A 19,869-nucleotide genomic window follows, 5' to 3' on the forward strand; every position below is an offset into this window, starting at 1 on the left:
TGGAGACCTCATGCTACCGCCTGCCGCTCATCGCGCGCGACAGGGTCAGGGGTCAAGTCTTGACATGACAGTTTCCCGTTTTCGCTTCAGCGCCTCCGCTCCGAGCGCCTCACGCAGTCGCCGGATCGCCTGCGTGACTGCGGAGTAATGCAGCCCGCCAAAGCGCTCGCCGATCTCCTGCAGGCTTGCACCGGCTTCCTGGCGGCATAGCCACATTGCGAAGGGCCGACTCCTGTGCGGTGGCCGTCCGCGGCGCGCGGTGAGGTCATCGATGCGTATGCCCGCATCATCCGCGACTGCCTGCAGCACCTCGTCCATGGTGCGCCAGCGTCGCCTCTCCGTAACCGGGACCTCGTCCGCCGGCCGCGCCAGCGCCAGCATGCGTTCCTTGAACTGGTCACTTCCCAGCACCGGCGGCCTGCGCGCGCTTGCGTAGAACTCGGCGATCTCCTGCTCAACGCCCATGGCCACGAATCGCTGATAGCGCGCGGGTGTGTCATTCCGTCCCATCGCCGCCAGGATCTCGCTCGTGCTGATCCACGGCGCCGATGGCCTAGCGCCGATGTATTCGGGATAGCTGGACCAGCGCCAGCCCTCAAGCTCTGCAGTGAGGGGCGTCAGGCAGTCGATCGGGTTGCGATGGATGTACCGCGAGACGGTAAGCAGGTAGGCGTCCGACTCCACCAAAATGGCCTTGTAGCGGCCACGGAACAGGGGGCCATCCGTACCCGCCACCCGGTTGTAACGCTGCGTATAGACCCCGTCGAGATGACGCATTGCCCGCCCGAGATTGGCGAAGGGCGTCCGCAGCAGCAGATGGTAGTGATTGGGCATTAGGCAGTAGGCATGCACCTCGATACGGAATCGGTCCACCGTCTCGGCGAGGGTATCCAGGAAGCGCTGGTAGGCATCACCGTCGGGGAAAGTCACCCGCCGGCCGGCGCCGCGGTTCATGACGTGATACCAGGCGCCTTCGTACTCGATGCGGAGGGGGCGAGCCATGGCACGGCATCCTGCCGAGATCTGCGACGCGATCCATGCGCCGGTGGTGGTGATAGTAGATCCGGGAGGACGCGATTGCGAGGGTGGGCTTTCGGTTATGGCTCGCAGAGGGGGTGAACTGTCATGTCAAGACTTGACCCCTTCGCCTCGGATCCACGGCGCCGATGGCCTAGCGCCGATGTATTCGGGATAGCTGGACCAGCGCCAGCCCTCAAGCTCTGCAGTGAGGGGCGTCAGGCAGTCGATCGGGTTGCGATGGATGTACCGCGAGACGGTAAGCAGGTAGGCGTCCGACTCCACCAAAATGGCCTTGTAGCGGCCACGGAACAGGGGGCCATCCGTACCCGCCACCCGGTTGTAACGCTGCGTATAGACCCCGTCGAGATGACGCATTGCCCGCCCGAGATTGGCGAAGGGCGTCCGCAGCAGCAGATGGTAGTGATTGGGCATTAGGCAGTAGGCATGCACCTCGATACGGAATCGGTCCACCGTCTCGGCGAGGGTATCCAGGAAGCGCTGGTAGGCATCACCGTCGGGGAAAGTCACCCGCCGGCCGGCGCCGCGGTTCATGACGTGATACCAGGCGCCTTCGTACTCGATGCGGAGGGGGCGAGCCATGGCACGGCATCCTGCCGAGATCTGCGACGCGATCCATGCGCCGGTGGTGGTGATAGTAGATCCGGGAGGACGCGATTGCGAGGGTGGGCTTTCGGTTATGGCTCGCAGAGGGGGTGAACTGTCATGTCAAGACTTGACCCCTTCGCCTCGATGCGAAGGGGACGAGCCATGGGACGGCATCCTGCCGAGGTCTGCGACGCGATCCCTGCGCCGGTGGCGGTGATGGTAGATCCGGGAGAGCGTAATTGCGAGGGCGGGATCGCGGTTATGGTTTGCGGAGGTGGCGAACTGTCATGTCAAGACTTGACCCCTTCGCCCTTCGCTGCGTCCACGAAGAAAGCCCCACGAAGAAAGCCGCAGGATACGAACTGTATCCTGCGGCCTGCTGGCATAGCCTTTTCAGTTATCAGTTAGCACACCCGCCGGGGAGGTGATTCGCCTCCATACCGTTAGCGGCGGCACACACCCAGCCCTGCTGCGGATCGTTGTTAACTGGAGCAATCGTCATATCACCCGCCAGCGATGACGTCGCGCCGTCCCACGTGACGGTGATCGTTCCATTGGCGTAAGCAACGCCGCTGATGTACTGAGCAGTCGCGATATCGTTCAGGTTAGTGTTCAGATCACCTGCAGCGGCCGGAATTGTGTCGGTCAGTGCGAACTGCTCCGAGATATCTGCGCGTAGACCGGCCGTCGCGCTCAGCCCTTCAGAAGCCTGTGCACGTGCGGTGTAATCTTGATAAGCCGGAATCGCAATCGCCGCAAGAATACCGATGATCGCCACCACGATCATCAGCTCGATAAGGGTAAAGCCCTGCTGCTTCTTCATGACGTTGACTCCTCTTTGAGTCGGTTCCTGTAAGACCTGCTCGTCGCAGTGCCCGGCGGGCCAAGCGCCACCCCCTCTGGGTTGTTCGGCGTTGGTCCTCGGTGATCCTGTTTGCAGGAGGTGTGCCAACGGGTGGAGTTTGGGGTCATTTGGGGCGTTACTGCTGCTGGAACAGCCGGTTAGCGAAGTTGGCGTTATGTGGCATGCTGCCATTTTTGGTGACGTTTTGGGCGTTTGGCTGACGTGCTTGGGCAGGTAGGTGGGGCCGGGTGACGTGGAGGGGCAGGTTTTTGGGTGGTCGGGGAGTTCGCGGCGGGGGCGCCGGTGCTACGGCCAGCGCCCGGTCTTCGGGGGATCGCGGTCGGAGACCGAGCCCACGGGAGTGAGCCCTTGCGGATTGGGCCGGGCTACTCCATGTTCAGCTTCTTCAGGCGGTATCTGAGAGCGCGGAAGCTGATGCCGAGGAGCTGGGCGGCGGCGGTCTTGTTGTATCTCGTCTTCTCCAGGGCGCGTTCGATGAGGTCGCGCTCGATGCCCTCGAGATACCCTTCGAGCTCAAAGTCGTCGTCCGGCTCGGCGGTGGGGGGCTCCGGGAGCTCGACGCCGGTGGTCTCGGGGAGCTGGAGGTCCTCGGGCTGGATCTCGTCGCCCTCGCAGAGGGTGAGGGCGCGCTCGAGGATGTTTTCGAGCTCGCGGACGTTGCCCGGAAACGGGTAGCGCTTGAGCTGATCGAGGGCGGTCTCGCCGAGGCGGGGGCGCTGGCCGCCGTCCGCCAGGCGCTCGAGGACGTGGTCGACGAGCATGGGGATGTCGTCGGGGCGCTCGCGCAGGCTGGGGGCGCGGAGCTGGATGACGTTGATGCGGTAGAAGAGGTCGCGGCGGAAGTCGCCGGACTCCACCAGCTCGGCGAGGTCCTTGTGGGTGGCAGAGAGGATACGCACGTCCACCTGCTGCTCGCGGCTCGCGCCCACCGGGCGCACGGCCTTCTCCTGGATGGCGCGCAGGAGCTTCACCTGCATGTGCTGGGGCAGGTCGGCCACCTCGTCGAGGAACAGCGTGCCGCCGTCGGCGGCCTGGAAGAGGCCCTGCTTGTCGCTGGTGGCGCCGGTGAAGCTGCCCTTCTTGTGGCCGAAGAACTCGCTCTCCATGAGCTCGCTGGGGATGGCGCCGCAGTTCACCGGCACGAAGGGCTGGTCCCGCCGCGGGCCCTTGTCGTGGATGAGCCGGGCGATGAGCTCCTTGCCGGTGCCGGACTCGCCGCAGATGTAGACCGGCGCCTGGCTGCGGGCGAGCTTGACGATGGTGGCGCGGATGCGGCGCATGGTAGCCGACTCGCCGAGCAGGGTGTCCCGCGAGCGGCGGTCCACCGGCTCCTCGGAGAGCCGGAAGGCGTGCTCCACCAGCCGCCGCAGGATCTGCAGGTCCACCGGCTTGCTGACGAAGTCGAAGGCGCCGGCCTTGAGTGCCTGAATGGCGGTGTCGACGCTGCCGTAGGCGGTGATCATGGCCACCGGGAGCTGCGGGTGGTGCTTCTGGATGTGGCGCACCAGATCCAGCCCGTCGCCGTCCGGCAGGCGCATGTCCGTCAGGCACAGGCCGAAGCGCTCGCGCTCCAGCAGCCCGTAGGCAGACTCCAGGTTGGCGGCGCTGCGTGCCTCGATGTCCATGCGGGCGAGCGTGAGCTCGGCGAGCTCGCGGATATCGGCCTCGTCGTCGACGATCAGGGCCAGGGGTCGGCTCATTCGGCGTCTCCTCTGCCGTGGGCGGCGGCGAGGTGCAGCCGGAAGCAGGCGCCCTCGCGCTCCGTGTCCAGGGTAACCGTGGCCTGGTTGGCCTCGCAGAGCTCGCGCACCAGATACAGCCCGAGCCCGGTGCCGGTGGCCGAGGTGGTGGCGAAGGGCTCGAAAAGCCGGTCGCGGATTTCCTCGGGGATACCGGGGCCGTTGTCCTGGATCTCCAGCCAGGGGCGGCCGTCGCTGCCGGTCCCGCAGGCGAGGCGCACCGTGGGTGGGCCGTTAGCCCCGGCGTGGTCCACCGCGTTGCGCATGAGGTTGTCGATGATCTGGCGCAGGTGGTCCGGGTCGAACAGGCCCCGGGCCGGATCCACCTCCAGCGCCAGATGCAGCTCCGTCAGCCCCGGCGGCAGCGACTCCCGCCACTCCTCGGCGAAGGCCTGCAGCCAGTCGTCCAGGGCCAGCGGTCGGCGGCTGGCCGGGGCGCGGCGGGAGAGCTGGAGGACGTTCTCGATGGTCTGGTTCAGCCGCCGTCCCTGCTTGCCGATGATGCCCACCAGCCGCTGCTCGCCGCGCTGGAGGTAGTCCGCCTCGCCGAGGAGCTGCGACGCCTGGAGCATGGCGCCCAGCGGGTTGCGGATCTCGTGGGCGATGCTGGCGGTGAGCCGGCCGAGGGAGGCGAGCTTGGCCTGCTGCACCTGGGCGCGCATCTCCGAGAGGTTCTCGAGGAAGATCAGCGTGCCGTTGCGCCCGCCGCGGCCGATGGGCTGGAAGCGGGGCAGGAACTCGGCGCCGTCGCCGGCCAGCGGCCCGGAGTTGCTGTCCCAGTGCGCCCGCCACTGCTCGTAGGCGGCCTCCAGCGCGGGTGAGAGCTCGCCCAGCGCCTGGCCGTCGCCGCCTGGCAGATGGCCCAGGAGCTGGCGCGCGGCGCGGTTGATGAGCCGTACACGGCCGGTGGGGTCAAGGGCGATGATACCCGTGTCCATCCGCTGCACGATGTGGGCATTGAGCGCCTCCAGGTTGGCGACGTCCACACCCCGGGCCTCGGCCAGCGCCTCGCTCTACCGCGCGCGGCGGGCCAGCAGGGAGCCGCCGATGGCGGTGGCGAAGATCGCGAGCCCCACCACGGCGGCCTGGGTATAGCCGCCGCTGCTGGCGATGCCCTCGGCGTGGGAGAGCCCCTGCTGGCCGAACAGCGCCAGCGTGGCGACCGCCGCGAAGTAGGCCGCGAGCCGCACGCCCACCAGCAGGCTGGCGCCAGCCACCGCCACCAGCATGAACATGCCGAGGCCGCTGAAGAGCTCGCCGCCGGCGTGGATGAGGGCGGCGAGGCAGAGGGCGTCCACCAGCACCTGGCCGTGCACCTGCCAGAGGAACGGCGGCCGGCGGGCGAAGGCCAGCGTGGTGGCCGCCGCGCCCAGCAGCAGATAGAGCGTGGCCGCCTGCAGGAACAGCGCCGGGTCGGCGATGGGGAAGAGCCGCTGCCCCTGATCGATGACGAAGCCGCCCACCAGCAGCATGGCCACCACCAGCCGGTAGCCGCAGAGGATGCGCAGCGGCTTCCAGGTGCGGTCGTCGGCGGCGGGCGTGTGGCGCTCCGCGGTCTCGGCGGCGAGCATGCTGGCGGTGACTCCGCTGGTGCTGTCCGGGTTGATGTCCATTCTGCCCGGTCTCCCCCGGTTGCCGTGAGGCCTCTGTGCCCGATGCTGCCTTTGCGAGGCGCGCCCTAGCGCCGAATCCCCCCGGTCCGCGCCTACCCCAGTAACGTGGCTGACCAGCCCGGGTAGGTCGTGCGCGGCGGCGCCGCGTGCGACGTCCCGGGCCGGCGCTGGCGCACTCGGGCGCATCCGGTATGGCCGGCCGCGCGGGACGTCGCACGCGGCGCCGCCGCGCACGACCTACGGCGGGCTCCTGTTGTAACGTGGCCAACGCGCTGATTCCGCGACGGGGTCGGCACATCAGTCTTCCCGGCAGCGCCCGCGCCGGGCAAGGGCGCCGGTCGGGCGCTTTTGAACCGCCAGGGCGTTTGGTGGAGAATGCCGTGTCTTTTTCAGGGAGGCAGGGCGCCCATGAATCTTCACGAGTTCCAGGCGAAGCACATCTTCAGCCAGTACGGCATCCCGATCCCCAAGGGCTACGTCGCCCGCTCCCCGGCCGAGGCCAGGGCCGCGGCGGAGAAGCTCGGCGGCAAGGTCTGGGTGGTCAAGGCCCAGGTTCACGCGGGGGGCCGCGGCAAGGCCGGCGGGGTGAAGCTTGCAAAGACCCTCGACGAGGTGGCCGAGTACACAGAGGGCATGCTCGGCGAGCGCCTCGTCACTCACCAGACCGACGAGCACGGCCTGCCCATCAACTCGGTGATGATCGAGGAGGGGCTCGACATCGCCCGGGAGATCTACCTCGGCGCCCTGGTGGACCGCGGCAGCAAGCGGGTGGTGTTCATGGGGTCCGCCGCCGGCGGTATGGACATCGAGGAGGTGGCCGCCACCGAGCCGGAGAAGATCATCACCGTGCGGGTGAACCCGGTGGCCGGTCTGCAGCCCTACCAGTGCCGGCAGATGGGCTTCGCCCTCGGGCTCTCGCCCGCGCAGATCAAGCAGCTCACCCAGATCATGTCCGGGCTCTACCGCTGCTTCACCGAGCGCGATCTGAGCCTCATCGAGATCAACCCGCTGATCGTCACCGGCGACGACGAGCTGCTGGCGCTGGATGCCAAGATCAACGTCGACGACAACGCCATCGAGGTGAACCGCCAGGCGGAGATCGCCGAGATGCGCGACGTCACCCAGGAGGACGAGACGGAGGTTCAGGCCGCCGAGCACGGCCTGAACTACATCACCCTGGACGGCAACATCGGCTGCATGGTCAACGGGGCCGGCCTCGCCATGGCCACCATGGACGTGATCAAGCTCCACGGCGGGGAGCCCGCCAACTTCCTCGACGTCGGCGGCGGCACCAACAAGGAGCGCGTCACCGAGGCGTTCAAGATCATCTCGGCGAGCCCCGACGTGCAGGGCATTCTGGTGAACATCTTCGGCGGCATCGTCCGCTGCGACATGATCGCCGAGGGCATCATTGCGGCGGTGAAGGAGGTCGGGGTGCAGGCCCCGGTGGTCGTGCGCCTGGAGGGCACCAACGTCGAGCAGGGCAAGAAGCTGCTCGCCGAGAGCGGCCTGGACATCATCCCGGCGGACGATCTCACCGACGGCGCGAAGAAGGTCGTGGCCGCCGTTGGCGCCTGACCGCGAACCCGGACAGACAACGAGGAATCCGCACCATGAGCATTCTGGTGGACAAGCACACCAAGGTCATCGTCCAGGGCTTCACCGGCAAGCAGGGCACCTTCCACGCCGAGCAGTGCATCGCCTACGGCACCAACGTCGTCGGCGGCACGACACCAGGCCGAGGCGGCGAGACGCATCTGGATCGTCCGGTGTTCAACACCGTGCGTGACGCGGTGGACCAGACCGGCGCCGACGCCTCCATGATCTACGTCCCGGCCGCCTTTGCCGCGGACGCGATCCTCGAGGCCGCCGAAGCGGGCATCAAGGTCATCGCCTGCATCACCGAGGGCATCCCGGTGCTGGACATGCTGAAGGTCAAGGCCGCGCTCGACTTCTACGACGCCACCCTCATCGGCCCCAACTGCCCCGGCATCATCACCCCCAACGAGTGCAAGATCGGCATCATGCCGGGCCACATCCACAAGGCCGGCTCCATCGGCATCGTCTCCCGCTCGGGCACCCTCACCTACGAGGCGGTGAAGCAGACCACCGACATCGGCCTCGGTCAGAGCACCTGTGTCGGCATCGGCGGCGACCCGATCCAGGGCATGAGCTTCATCGACGTCCTCGAGCGCTTCGAGGCCGACCGCCAGACCAAGGGCATGGTGATGGTGGGCGAGATCGGCGGTACCGCCGAGGAGGAGGCCGCGGAGTTCATCCAGTCCAACGTGCGCAAGCCCGTGGTGGCGTACATCGCCGGCGTCACCGCACCCCCCGGCAAGCGCATGGGCCACGCCGGCGCCATCATCAGCGGCGGCAAGGGCACGGCCAGGGACAAGTTCGGCGCCCTGGAGAAGGCCGGCGTGGCCACCGTCCGCTCCCCGGCCGAAATCGGCGAGCGCGTGAGCGAGTTCTTCACGGGCTGAGTCCTGCGCCGTGCCTGTTTTAGGGCCTGCTTGAAACACAACGACACCACGAGCACAACGGATCACAACGATTAGAGAAAGGCTGGATGGGGCAATTTCGTGCTCTATCCATTCCTTCTACCGTTGTGATTCGTTGTGACCGTGGTGTCGTGGTGTTTGATCCCGGCGCTGGAACGGAGTCGATCGGCGCCGGAGCGGAACCAACCGCATTCCCGGGCGGCGCCGGGTTCGGTAGCATCGGGTGCTCTTCCACGGCGCTGACGGGGCGGCCCGATGACCGAGCAGATCCGCTTTGCGATGGCCCAGATCAACCTGCTGGTCGGGGACGTCGCCGGGAATACCGAGGCCGCGATCGCGGCGGCGGAGTCGGCGCGGGACGATCTCGGCGCCGAGGCGGTGATCTTCCCTGAGCTCACCCTCACCGGCTATCCGCCGGACGACCTGCTCCTGCGCGCGGACTTCATCCGCGCGGTGGAGGCCGGCATCCGTCGCATCCAGGAGGGCGTGCGCGGCATCACCGTCATCATCGGCGCGCCGATGCTGGACGAGGAGGGGCTGCTCAACGCCGCCCTCGTCCTGCGCGACGGCGAGCTCCTCGGCACCTACGGCAAGCACCACCTGCCCACCTACGGCGTCTTCGACGATCGCCGCTATTTCACGCCCGGCGAGGGTGCCTGCGTGGTGGAGGTGGCCGGCTGCAGGGTGGGGGTGACCGTCTGCGAGGACGCCTGGCACCCCGGGCCGGTGGCGGAGGCGGCCGCGGCTGGCGCCGAGGTGGTGGTCAACATCAACGCCTCGCCCTTCGACCAGTACAAGTGGATGGCGCGGGAGGCGGTGCTGCGCGAGCGCATTGGCGAGACCGGGCTGCCGATCCTCTACTGCAACATGGCCGGCGGGCAGGACGAGGTGGTCTACGACGGTGGCTCCTGCGCCTTTGACGGCGAGGCGGACCTCATGGTGCGGGCGCCGCGCTTCCGCACCGGGCTCTACCCGGTGGACCTCGCCCGCATCCACGGCCAGTGGCAGCCCCTGGAGGGCGAGATCGAGGACGACCCCTCGGACGAGGCGGTGGTCTACGAAGCGCTGGTCTGGGGCGTGCGCGACTACATCGAGAAGAACCGCTTCCCCGGCGTGGTGATCGGCCTCTCCGGCGGCATGGACTCGGCGCTCACGGCCTGCATCGCCGTGGACGCCCTCGGCCCCGAGCGGGTGCACTGCGTGATGATGCCCACCCGCTACACCTCGGACATGAGCCGTACCGACGCCGGTGCGGTGGCCGAGGCCCTGGGGGTGCGCTACGACACGGTCGCCATCGAGGATATCTTCAACGGCTTCACCGCCGCGCTCGCGCCGGTGTTCTCCGGCCGGCCGGCGGACGTCACCGAGGAGAACCTGCAGTCGCGCATCCGGGGCGCGCTGCTGATGGCCGTCTCCAACAAGCTCGGCGGCCTGGTGCTCGCCACTGGCAACAAGAGCGAGATGGCGGTGGGCTACGCCACGCTCTACGGCGACATGGTCGGCGGCTTCTCGCCGCTGAAGGATATCTTCAAGACCGAGGTCTACCGGCTTGCGCGCTACCGCAACGAGCTCGGGGCAGTGATCCCGGAGAACATCTTCACCCGCCCCCCCAGCGCCGAGCTCGCCCCGGACCAGAAGGACACCGACAGCCTCCCCGACTACCCGGAGCTCGACGCCATCCTCGCCGCCTACGTGGAGGAGGACGCGAGCATCGAGGAGATCGTCGCCGCCGGCCACGACCACGCCACCGTGGCCCGGGTCGTGCGCCTGGTCCACCGCAACGAATACAAGCGCCGCCAGGCCGCCCCCGGCGTCAAGGTCACCGCCAAGGCCTTCGGCCGCGACCGGCGGTACCCCATCACTTCCGGGTTCGGGCGGTGAGGCGAGGCCACCGGGAGAGGGGATCACCGCAAAGGCGCAAAGGACGCTAAGCGGAGAGATGTTGCTTGGAGCATGGCTCGTGAGCGGCAGCGCCTCGGCTCAGGAACCCCCCGGCGTCATCAACGGTGCCAGGAAACATCAAAGCTTTGCGCGTTCTTGGCGTCCTTCGCGCCTTTGCGGTCAACTCCCACAGTCACCGCCGAAAGCCGCACTGGGCCGTGGGCTGATACACTCCACGCCGATTTCCGGATCCAGGAGCGTTGGGATGAAGAAGATCGAGGCCATCGTCAAGCCGTTCAAGCTGGACGACGTGCGCGAGGCGATCTCCGAGGTGGGGATCCACGGGATGACGGTCACCGAGGTGAAGGGCTTCGGCCGCCAGAAGGGGCACACCGAGCTCTACCGGGGCGCGGAGTACGTGGTGGACTTCCTGCCCAAGATGCGCATCGAGATCGTCGTGGCCGACGACCTGGTGGACCGCTGCGTGGAGGCCATCATCAAGGCCGCCCAGACCGGCAAGATCGGCGACGGCAAGGTGTTCGTCACCCCGGTGGAGCGCGCCGTGCGTATCCGCACCGGCGAGGAGAACGATCAGGCGATCTGAGCCCGGGCGCCTCAGACCCCCGGTCCAGGCCCTGGTATCGGGCTCGGGCCGCCCGGCCCCGGCGGGCGCGGTGCCGGCGGTGCCGGCTGCGGCTGGTCCTGACCGGGCAGCGGTACCGACTCCCCATCGTCGGACTCCGGCGGATCCGGCAGCTCCGGGATCCCGTCCCTCGCCGGAGCCTCGAAGCGCCCGCTGGTGGGCAGGTCGAGCTGGCGCACCCGGGCGACGCTGGCGGCGAGGTCCTGCAGCTCGAGGGCGCGGTAGGCGGTCTCGAGGACGTCCAGGGCGCCGGGTATGGCCACAGTCCGCGGGTAGTTGTCCAGCACGTGGATCGAGCGCCGGGCGGCGGCGACCCACGCCTGGCGGGCGGCGTAGAATTCCGCCACCGAGAGCTCGTAGCTCGCGAGCTGATCGAAGATTACCGCCATGCGCGCCTCGGCGTCGCTGCGGTAGTCGCTGTCCGGGAAGCGTTCCACCAGGGTCCGCAGGGCCTGATAGGCGCGCTCCAGGGGCACCGGGTCACGGGCGCTGCGCTCGATCCCGAACCAGCGCGTGAGCGTATCCTGCCCGGCCTCCTGCTGGGCGACGCCCTCCATGTACCAGCTGTAGGGCACTGCCGGATGGCGCGGGTTGATGCGCCGGAAGCGCTCCGCGGCGGCCACGGCGGACTCGGTTTCGCCGGCGCGGTAGTAGACGTAGATGATGTCGAGCTGCGCCTGGGTGGCGTAGGCGCCGAACGGGTACTGCGCCTGCAGCGCCTCGAGCTCCTGGGTGGCGGTGGTCCAGTCGCCGCGCTCGATGGCCGCGGTGGCGGACTCGTACAGCTCGGCGGCGGCGGCGTCGTCGTCCACCGGCTCGTTGGACGCGCATCCGGCGAGGAGCAGAGCCAGCGCGAGAGTAGCAAGGAGGCGCAGCATGCAGCGGTCCGTGGCGTGTGCAGTGAAGCCGACAGTCTAGAGAAAAGTGTGGTCCTGTGAAGGGGCGACGATGAGCCGAGAAGAAACCATCCAACGCGCGGCGGTGATCCCGGAGGCGGCCGCCGGCCAGCGCCTGGACCGGGCGCTGGCGGAGCTCTTCCCGGAGTTCTCCCGCAGCCGCCTGCAGCGCTGGCTGCGCGAGGGGGCGCTGCGCGTGGACGGAGCGACACCGCGGCCGCGGGCGGCGGTGCAGGGTGGCGAGCAGGTCGTGCTGGAGGCGGTGCTGGAGGCCGAGGGTCCGGCAGAGGCGGAGGCCATTCCGCTCACCGTGGTGCACGAGGACGACAGCCTGCTGGTGATCGACAAGCCGGCGGGCCTGGTGGTGCATCCGGGGGCGGGCAACCGCGAGGGCACACTGCAGAACGCCCTGCTGCACCACGACCCGGCACTGGCCGCCGTGCCCCGTGCCGGCATCGTCCATCGGCTCGACCGCGAGACCTCGGGGCTCATGGTCGTGGCCCGCACGCTGCCGGCCCACACCGACCTCGTCGCCCAGCTCCAGGCGCGCAGCGTGGGCCGGGAGTATCTGGCCCTGGTGGCGGGCACCTTCACCGCCGGGGGCCACGTCGAGGCCGCCATCGGCCGCCATCCGCGGGACCGCCTGCGCATGGCGGTGCGGGAGGACGGCAAGCCGGCGGTCACCCACTATCGCATCGAGCGGCGCTTTCCGGCGCATACGCTGCTGCGCTGCCGCCTCGAGACCGGCCGCACCCACCAGATCCGCGTGCATATGGCCCACATCCGTCATCCCATCGTGGGTGACCCGCTCTATGGCGGGCGGCTGCGCCTGCCCCCCGGCGCCGACAAGACGGTGACCGACGCCCTGCGCGGCTTCCGCCGCCAGGCCCTGCACGCCGAGCGGCTCACCCTCCGCCATCCGGCCACCGGTGAGACGCTGAGCTGGACCTCCCCGCTGCCGGCGGACTTCGACAGCCTGCTCCGGGTGCTGGCGGACCGGTAGGCTGCGGTCATGAGCGTCAGACATCTGTTACTTCCCGACTGGCCTCGGCCTCCGGGGGTGTGCGCCCTGGCGACCACCCGGGCTGGTGGTGTCAGCAAGCCCCCGTTCGACACCCTGAACCTGGGCACCCGTGCCGGCGACGACCCGTCGGCCGTCGCCGCCAATCGCGGGCGCCTCCGGCATCTGGCGGCTCTACCCGCCGTACCGTCCTGGCTCGCCCAGGTTCACGGGCGTCGTGTGGTGCACGCCGACGAGGTGATGCCGGATGTCACCGAGGCGGACGCGGTGTGGAGCGACCGGCCGGGGGCCGTGTGCGCCGTGCTGGTGGCGGACTGCCTGCCTGTCCTGCTCGCCGACCGTGACGGCCGTTGCGTCGCCGCCGCCCATGCCGGCTGGCGCGGCCTCGCCGGTGGGGTGCTGGAGGCGACGGTGGCGGCGCTCCCGGTTGGCCCGGGCGCCCTCGTCGCGTGGCTCGGCCCGTGTATCGGGCCCGACGCCTTTGAGGTCGGCGTCGAGGTGCGGGAGGCCTTCCTGGACGGTGATAGCGGGGCCACCGGGTGCTTCCGGCCGTCTCCGGCCGGGCGCTGGCTGGCGGACCTGGGCGGCCTTGCCCGCCGCCGCCTCGCCGGCGCGGGGGTGGCCGCCATCCACGGCGGTGGCCTTTGCACCTACAGCGACCCCGCACGCTTCTTCTCCTACCGCCGCGACGGCCGCACCGGACGCATGGCGGCACTGGTCTGGATGCAGTAATCGGGGCCAGCGCGTTCCGGTGGGGGTCGGCAGCGGGTTCACGGCATGGGATGTCGCACACGGCTACGCCCTGGACGACACGTGGAACACCTTCGCGTATGACCGCGATCGCGGGCGCGGCCGCGCTTTCGGCCCTCTCCCATTGACCCTGGTCAAGTCTTTTCCACAGCCCACCATTGGAAAGCCCGGGGCAGCCCCTCATCTAGGGAGGCATAGTCGCAACGCAAGATTTTCGAGGTTTTCTCCCCATGCGGATGGACAAGCTCACGACGAAATTCCAGCAGGCGCTGGCCGAGGCGCAGTCGGTGGCGGTGGGCCGGGATCACCAGTTCATCGAGCCCGAGCACCTGATGACCGCCATGCTCGACCAGGAGGGGGGCGGCGTGCGCCACCTGCTGCAGCAGGCCGGCGTCAACGTCAACTACCTGCGCTCGCAGCTCGGCAATGCGCTGGACCGCCTGCCCACGGTCTCGGGCACGGGCGGCGAGGTGCACATCTCCAACGAGCTCGGGCGCCTGCTCAATCTCACCGACAAGCTCGCCCAGAAGCGCAAGGATCAGTACGTCTCGAGCGAGCTGTTCCTGCTCGCGGCGGTGCAGGATGGCAAGTCCCGCCTCGGCGAGGTGCTGACCAAGTCGGGGGCCAACGCGAGTGCCCTGGAGCAGGCCATTGACGAGGCCCGCGGCGGCGAGAGCGTGGACGACCCGAACGCCGAGGACCAGCGCCAGGCGCTGGAGAAGTACACCATCGACCTCACCGAGCGCGCCGAGCAGGGCAAGCTCGATCCGGTGATCGGCCGCGACGAGGAGATCCGGCGCACCGTGCAGGTGCTCCAGCGCCGCACCAAGAACAACCCGGTGCTGATCGGTGAGCCCGGCGTCGGCAAGACGGCCATCGTCGAGGGCCTTGCCCAGCGCATCGTCAACGGCGAGGTGCCGGAGGCGCTGAAGAACAAGCGTGTGCTGGCGCTGGACATGGGCGCGCTGGTGGCCGGCGCGAAGTACCGCGGTGACTTCGAGGAGCGCATGAAGGCGATCCTCAAGGATCTCGCCAAGCAGGAGGGGGAGATCATCCTCTTCATCGACGAGATCCACACCATTGTCGGCGCCGGCAGGGCCGAGGGCTCCATGGACGCCGGCAACATGCTCAAGCCCGCCCTCGCCCGGGGCGAGCTGCATTGCATCGGCGCCACCACGCTCGATGAGTACCGCAAGAACATCGAGAAGGACGCCGCTCTCGAGCGGCGCTTCCAGAAGGTGCTGGTGGACGAGCCGAGCGTGGAGGACACGGTGGCCATCCTGCGCGGCCTGAAGGAGCGCTACGAGGTCCACCACGGCGTGGAGATCACCGACCCGGCCATCGTCGGGGCGGCGACGCTCTCGCATCGTTACATCACCGACCGCAAGCTGCCGGACAAGGCCATCGACCTCATCGACGAGGCGGCGAGCCGCATCCGCATCGAGATCGACTCCAAGCCCGAGGAGATGGACCGGCTGGAGCGGCGGCTCATCCAGCTCAAGATCGAGCGCGAGGCGCTCAACAAGGAGACCGACGAGGCCTCGAAGAAGCGGCTCGCCTCGCTGGAGGAGGAGATCGCCGAGATCGAGCGCGAGTACAACGAGCTCGAGGAGATCTGGAACTCCGAGAAGGCGGCGGTGGAGGGCACCCAGCACATCAAGGAGGCGCTGGAGCAGGCCCGTCAGGAGCTCGAGACGGCCCGCCGCGCCGGCGACCTCGGGCGGATGTCCGAGCTGCAGTACGGGCGCATCCCCGAGCTCGAGCGCCAGCTCGACATGGCCGCCCAGGCCGAGATGCAGGAGATGCGGCTGCTGCGGAACAGCGTCACCGAGGAGGAGATCGCCGAGGTGGTGTCCAAGTGGACGGGGATCCCCGTCTCGAAGATGCTCGAGGGCGAGCGCGACAAGCTCCTGCGCATGGAGGAGGCGCTGCGCGAGCGCGTGGTGGGCCAGGACGAGGCAGTGGCCGCGGTTTCCAACGCCATCCGCCGCTCCCGCGCGGGGCTCGCCGACCCGAACCGGCCGAACGGCTCGTTCCTCTTCCTCGGGCCGACGGGTGTCGGCAAGACGGAGCTCTGCAAGGCGCTGGCCGGCTTCCTGTTCGACACCGAGGAGGCGATGATCCGCATCGACATGTCGGAGTTCATGGAGAAGCACTCCGTCGCGCGGCTCATCGGCGCGCCGCCGGGCTATGTCGGCTATGAGGAGGGCGGCTATCTCACCGAGCACGTGCGCCGCAAGCCCTACTCGGTGATCCTGCTCGACGAGGTGGAGAAGGCCCATGCGGATGTGTTCAACATCCTGCTGCAGGTGCTGGACGACGGCCGGCTCACGGACAGCCACGGGCGTACCGTGGACTTCCGCAACACGGTCATCGTCATGACCTCCAACCTCGGCTCGCACCTGATCCAGGAGCAGGGCAGCGAGGAGGACTACGACGAGATGAAGCGGACGGTGATGGGTGTGGTCTCCCAGCACTTCCGCCCGGAGTTCCTCAACCGGATCGACGACGTGGTGGTCTTCCACGCCCTTGGTCGCGAGCACATCCGCCGGATCACCGGCATTCAGGTGCGCTACCTCAGCGAGCGCCTGCGTGACCGGGATATGGACCTGGAGCTCAGCGAAGCAGCGCTGGACCTCATCGGCGAGGCGGGCTTCGACCCGATCTACGGCGCCCGGCCGCTGAAGCGGGTGCTCCAGCAGCGGGTGGAGAACGCCCTCGCCCAGCGCATCCTGCAGGGCGACTTCGGACCCGGCGACCATATCCGGGTGGACGTCGAGAACGGCGAGCTCACCTTCGAGCGGGTGGCCGAGGCCGAGGTGGCCTGACGCTGCCCTGGCGGAGGCTGCCCCGTGGGAGCGGCCTCCGACCGCGAAACGCCGCGCAGCGGCATACCGGACCGGGCTCTGCACGCTCCCGCGGTCGGAGGTCGCTTCGGTCGGGGGCGCTCCCGCGGCGCCTGCTCAGGCCCGCTCCAGCAGGCTCAGCACCACCGGCAGGGTTACCGCCGCGGCGGCGGTCTGCAGCGTAAGGATGCTGGCGACCAGGCGGTGATCGCCGCCCATCTGCCGCGCCAGGATGTAGGCCGAGGGCGCGGTGGGCAGGGCCGCGATGAGCACCAGCGCCCGGGTCTCGAGGGTGTCCAGGGCGAACAGCCCGGCCGCGAGCCAGGCCACTGCCGGCATGAGGGCGAGCTTGAGCACGGTGGTCTGCACCAGGGTGCCGGCATCCCGCCAGACGCGGCTAAGCCGCAGCCCCGCCCCGACGGTCATCAGCCCGAGCGGCACCGCCGCCGAACCGGCGATGTCGAGCAGCGAGGCGAGGTGCGTGTTGAGGCCGATACCGGTGAGGTTGAGCGCGAGTCCGGCGAGGCAGGCGAGGATCAGCGGGTTGCGGGCAAGCCCCCGGGCCAGTGCCCCGGCGTCCGTCGCGCCGCCCGCGTAGATCGTCAGCATCAGCACCGAGCCGACGTTCACCAGCGGTATGAGCAGGGCCAGCACCAGCGCCGCCGGCGCCATCACCGGCTCGCCGTAGAGGGCCAGCGCGATGGCGATGCCCAGATAGGTGTTGAAGCGCACCGCGCCCTGGTACACGGAGGTGAGGCCCGGGCCGTCCACCCGCAGCAACGGCCGCAACGCGAACAGGGCGGCGCTCATGGCCAGAATCGTCAGTGTCGTCGCCGCCACCATCCCTGGCAGCTGGCTTGCGGCTACGTCCGCCGTGGCGAGCCCCTCCACCAGCAGCGCCGGGAACAGTACGTAGTAGATCAGCCGCTCGAGCCGCGACCAGAAGTCGCCACCGGGGAAGTCCAGGCGCTGCAGCACCGCGCCCGCCACGATAAGGGCGAACAGCGGCAGCAGTGCGGCAAGGATGGGGCCGAGATTGCTCACGGGTGGTCGCTGTGGTCGTGGTGTCGGAGGCCGCCACCCCGGCGCCGCCAGGGCGGCGGCGCCGGGGTGGGTCAGTCGTGGCTGATGCGCGTGCCGAGAACGGCCAGGAACTGCGCGAGCCAGGCGGGATGGGCCGGCCAGGCCGGTGCGGTGACGAGATGGCCGTCGGTGACCGCATCGTTCACCTCGATCTCCGCGTACTCGCCGCCGGCGAGCCGCACCTCCGGGGCGCAGGCCGGGTAGGCGGAGACGCGTCGGCCCTTGATGGTCTGGGCCGCGGCCAGTATCTGGGCGCCATGACAGATCACGGCCATGGGCTTACCGGCGCTGTCGAACTGGCGGACCAGGTCGAGCACGCGCTCGTCGAGCCGCAGGTATTCCGGTGCGCGGCCGCCAGGCAGAACCAGCGCATCGTACTGCGACGCCTCGACCGTGGCGAAGCTCGCGTTGAGCTGGAAGTTGTGGCCGGGCTTCTCGGTGTACGTCTGATCGCCCTCGAAGTCGTGAATGGCCGTGCGCACGCCCTCGCCGGCATGGCGGTCGGGACAGACGGCGTGCACCGTATGGCCCACCGCCTGCAGCGCCTGAAAGGGCACCATGATCTCGTAGTCCTCGCCGAAGTCGCCGACAATCATCAGGATCCGCTTTCCGCTCATGGGGTCGTCCTCCTTGGTGGCGCGACGCCGAGCACTGTACCGCGGGCGATGGCTCAGCGGGCAGCCTCGCTTGACGTTTGGCGCCCGCGGCGGTGTGCTAGCTGAAAACGCCTCGCCGCTGCGGAGGCCGCCATGACGCACCGCCAGCCCCGAACCGAGCTTGGGACGCATCGCGTGGAGAATCAGCCCCCGGAGGTCGGCGACCAGGATCTCTGGGGCGACGACCCGGGGCTGCGGCGCGTGGTCGACCGCGAGGGGCCCGACTGGGTCGGTCGTTTTCTCGCCGAGCTGGGCGCGGACCTCGGCCGCGAGATCTGGTTCGAGCAGGGCGTGCTCGCCAACCGCTGCCCGCCGGAGCTGGTGTCCTTCGACCGGCACGGTCGCCGGCTCGACGAGGTGCGCTACCACCCGTCCTACCATGCGTTGATGACCCGCGCCATCGAGGGCGAGGTGCATCGCATTGCCTGGACGCGGCAGGGGGAGGGCGGCCATCTCGCCCACGTCGCCGGGCTCTATCAGCTCACTCAGCCGGAACAGGGCGTCTGCTGCCCGGTCACGATGACCCACGCCGCCATCCCCGCCCTGCGCCGGGCACCCGGGGTGGCGGGCATCTGGGAGCCGCGGGTGCTGTCGGCGCGCTACGACCCGCGCTGCCTGCCCGCGGAGGAAAAGCACGGCGTCACCGTCGGCATGGCCATGACCGAGAAGCAGGGGGGCTCGGACGTGCGGGCGAATGCCACCCGGGCCGTGGCCGACGGCGAGCACTGGCGGCTCACCGGGCACAAGTGGTTCTGCTCGGCGCCGATGTCGGACGCCTTCCTTACCCTGGCACAGGCGCCGGGCGGCCTGACCTGCTTCCTCGTGCCGCGCTGGCAGCCCGACGGCACGCGTAATCCGTTCCTCATCCAGCGGCTCAAGGACAAGTGCGGCAACCGCGCCAACGCCTCCGCGGAGATCGAGTACCGGGATACCTGGGCCGAGGCCATCGGCGGCGAAGGCGAGGGCGTGCGCACCATCATCGAGATGGTGCAGCAGACCCGGCTCGACGCCGCGGTGGCACCGGTGGGCATGCTGCGCCAGGCGCTGGTGCAGGCACTGCACCACTGCCGCCATCGCCGGGCCTTCGGCGCGCCGCTGCTGGAGCAGCCACTGATGCGGCTCGTGCTCGCGGACCTCGCCCTCGAGCTGGAGGGCGGGCTGGCCATGGTGCTGCGCGTTGCGGGGGCCTATGACCGCGCCGGGGACGACGAGCAGGCGCGGCTGTTCACGCGGCTGGCCACCGCGGTGGCCAAGTACTGGACCAACAAGCGAGCGCCCCAGGCCATTGCCGAGGCCATGGAGTGCCTCGGCGGCGGGGGATACGTGGAGGAGTCGATTCTGCCCCGGCTCTATCGCGAGGCGCCGCTGAACGGCATCTGGGAGGGCTCGGGCAACGTCATCTGCCTGGACGTTCTGCGCGCCATGCAGCGCACGCCGGAGACCGTGCCGGCCTTTCTCGCCGAGGTGGAGGCTGGCCGCGGCGGCCATCGCCATCTGGATGCCGCGCTGGATCGCCTGCGCACGGCGCTGACCGATGATAGCGAGCCGCAGCGGCGCGCCCGGCGCATCACCGAGCTGATGGCGCTTACCCTGCAGGCGAGCCTGCTGGTGCAGCACGCGCCGGCAGCGGTGGCGGACGCCTTCTGTGCAAGCCGCCTGGGCGGCGAGGCGGGCCTCGCCTTCGGCACCCTGGCCCCGGAGACGGACACCGCGACCATCCTCGAGCGCGCCGGGGTGAGCCCGTAG

At 69.3% G+C, this 19,869-nt stretch carries 17 protein-coding genes; 8 read left to right on the top strand and 9 right to left on the bottom strand.

Annotated elements, in window-relative coordinates; genetic code table 11:
• Positions 1 to 45: 45 nt before the first annotated feature.
• The 6 genes from LMH63_RS02080 to LMH63_RS02110 all read right to left on the bottom strand — a co-directional run bounded on the left by LMH63_RS02080 (position 46) and on the right by LMH63_RS02110 (position 5,843).
• Positions 46 to 1,002, bottom strand: coding sequence for a helix-turn-helix domain-containing protein (locus LMH63_RS02080; protein ID WP_109680115.1), 957 nt, complete (start codon positions 1,000 to 1,002; stop codon positions 46 to 48).
• Positions 1,003 to 1,128: 126 nt separating this feature from the next.
• Positions 1,129 to 1,620 (bottom strand): transposase, encoded by a 492-nt coding sequence (locus LMH63_RS02085; RefSeq protein WP_109680116.1) that lies wholly within the window; start codon positions 1,618 to 1,620, stop codon positions 1,129 to 1,131.
• A gap of 406 nt (positions 1,621 to 2,026) precedes the next feature.
• Positions 2,027 to 2,449 carry a pilin gene (locus LMH63_RS02090; RefSeq protein WP_109679019.1) on the bottom strand — a complete coding sequence of 141 codons (423 nt, stop codon included), beginning with the start codon at positions 2,447 to 2,449 and terminating at the stop codon, positions 2,027 to 2,029.
• A gap of 407 nt (positions 2,450 to 2,856) precedes the next feature.
• Positions 2,857 to 4,191, bottom strand: a complete 1,335-nt coding sequence (locus LMH63_RS02100) for a sigma-54-dependent transcriptional regulator (RefSeq protein WP_109679018.1) — start codon at positions 4,189 to 4,191, stop codon at positions 2,857 to 2,859.
• The gene (locus LMH63_RS02105; RefSeq protein ID WP_109679017.1) at positions 4,188 to 5,216 is read right to left on the bottom strand and encodes a sensor histidine kinase; all 1,029 of its coding nucleotides are present in this window, start codon (positions 5,214 to 5,216) and stop codon (positions 4,188 to 4,190) included. The genes LMH63_RS02100 and LMH63_RS02105 overlap by 4 nt, the downstream gene beginning before the upstream one ends.
• A 27-nt stretch (positions 5,217 to 5,243) precedes the next feature.
• Positions 5,244 to 5,843, bottom strand: a complete 600-nt coding sequence (locus LMH63_RS02110) for a hypothetical protein (protein ID WP_109679016.1) — start codon at positions 5,841 to 5,843, stop codon at positions 5,244 to 5,246.
• Between the two features lie 408 nt (positions 5,844 to 6,251).
• Between LMH63_RS02110 and sucC the strand changes: the two genes are divergently transcribed.
• The 4 genes from sucC to glnB all read left to right on the top strand — a co-directional run bounded on the left by sucC (position 6,252) and on the right by glnB (position 10,832).
• Positions 6,252 to 7,421 (top strand): ADP-forming succinate--CoA ligase subunit beta, encoded by a 1,170-nt coding sequence (gene sucC / locus LMH63_RS02115; protein ID WP_109679015.1) that lies wholly within the window; start codon positions 6,252 to 6,254, stop codon positions 7,419 to 7,421.
• Between the two features lie 35 nt (positions 7,422 to 7,456).
• On the top strand, positions 7,457 to 8,329 hold the full coding sequence (gene sucD, locus LMH63_RS02120; RefSeq protein ID WP_109679014.1) for a succinate--CoA ligase subunit alpha: 873 nt from the start codon (positions 7,457 to 7,459) through the stop codon (positions 8,327 to 8,329).
• A gap of 273 nt (positions 8,330 to 8,602) precedes the next feature.
• Positions 8,603 to 10,228 (top strand): NAD+ synthase, encoded by a 1,626-nt coding sequence (locus tag LMH63_RS02125; RefSeq protein WP_109679013.1) that lies wholly within the window; start codon positions 8,603 to 8,605, stop codon positions 10,226 to 10,228.
• A 265-nt stretch (positions 10,229 to 10,493) separates the two neighbouring features.
• Complete coding sequence (glnB, locus tag LMH63_RS02130) at positions 10,494 to 10,832, top strand: nitrogen regulatory protein P-II (protein WP_109679012.1); 339 nt, start codon at positions 10,494 to 10,496, stop codon at positions 10,830 to 10,832.
• Between the two features lie 11 nt (positions 10,833 to 10,843).
• On the opposite strand, the gene LMH63_RS02135 is transcribed toward glnB, so the two are convergent.
• On the bottom strand, positions 10,844 to 11,749 hold the full coding sequence (locus LMH63_RS02135; protein WP_109679011.1) for an outer membrane protein assembly factor BamD: 906 nt from the start codon (positions 11,747 to 11,749) through the stop codon (positions 10,844 to 10,846).
• Between the two features lie 70 nt (positions 11,750 to 11,819).
• Here LMH63_RS02135 and rluD point away from each other — a divergent pair, with 70 nt between their 5' ends.
• The 3 genes from rluD (at position 11,820) to clpB (ending at position 16,366) form a co-directional block, all read left to right on the top strand.
• Entirely contained in the window at positions 11,820 to 12,770 is a 951-nt protein-coding gene (gene rluD / locus LMH63_RS02140; protein ID WP_109679010.1) for a 23S rRNA pseudouridine(1911/1915/1917) synthase RluD, read from the top strand.
• A 9-nt stretch (positions 12,771 to 12,779) separates the two neighbouring features.
• Entirely contained in the window at positions 12,780 to 13,520 is a 741-nt protein-coding gene (gene pgeF / locus LMH63_RS02145) for a peptidoglycan editing factor PgeF (protein WP_109679009.1), read from the top strand.
• Between the two features lie 248 nt (positions 13,521 to 13,768).
• Positions 13,769 to 16,366: an ATP-dependent chaperone ClpB gene (gene clpB / locus LMH63_RS02150; RefSeq protein ID WP_109679008.1), complete on the top strand. Its 2,598-nt coding sequence runs from the start codon at positions 13,769 to 13,771 to the stop codon at positions 16,364 to 16,366.
• Positions 16,367 to 16,501: 135 nt separating this feature from the next.
• Here the strand turns inward: clpB and LMH63_RS02155 are convergent, their stop codons facing one another.
• The gene (locus tag LMH63_RS02155) at positions 16,502 to 17,428 is read right to left on the bottom strand and encodes an AEC family transporter (RefSeq protein ID WP_109679007.1); all 927 of its coding nucleotides are present in this window, start codon (positions 17,426 to 17,428) and stop codon (positions 16,502 to 16,504) included.
• Positions 17,429 to 17,499: 71 nt separating this feature from the next.
• On the bottom strand, positions 17,500 to 18,084 hold the full coding sequence (locus LMH63_RS02160; RefSeq protein WP_109679006.1) for a DJ-1/PfpI family protein: 585 nt from the start codon (positions 18,082 to 18,084) through the stop codon (positions 17,500 to 17,502).
• Between the two features lie 132 nt (positions 18,085 to 18,216).
• On the opposite strand from LMH63_RS02160, the gene LMH63_RS02165 reads away from it, so the two are divergent.
• Positions 18,217 to 19,869, top strand: a complete 1,653-nt coding sequence (locus LMH63_RS02165; protein ID WP_109679005.1) for an acyl-CoA dehydrogenase family protein — start codon at positions 18,217 to 18,219, stop codon at positions 19,867 to 19,869.

It is taken from the genome of Spiribacter halobius, from assembly GCF_020883455.1.
GTDB lineage: Bacteria > Pseudomonadota > Gammaproteobacteria > Nitrococcales > Nitrococcaceae > Sediminicurvatus > Sediminicurvatus halobius.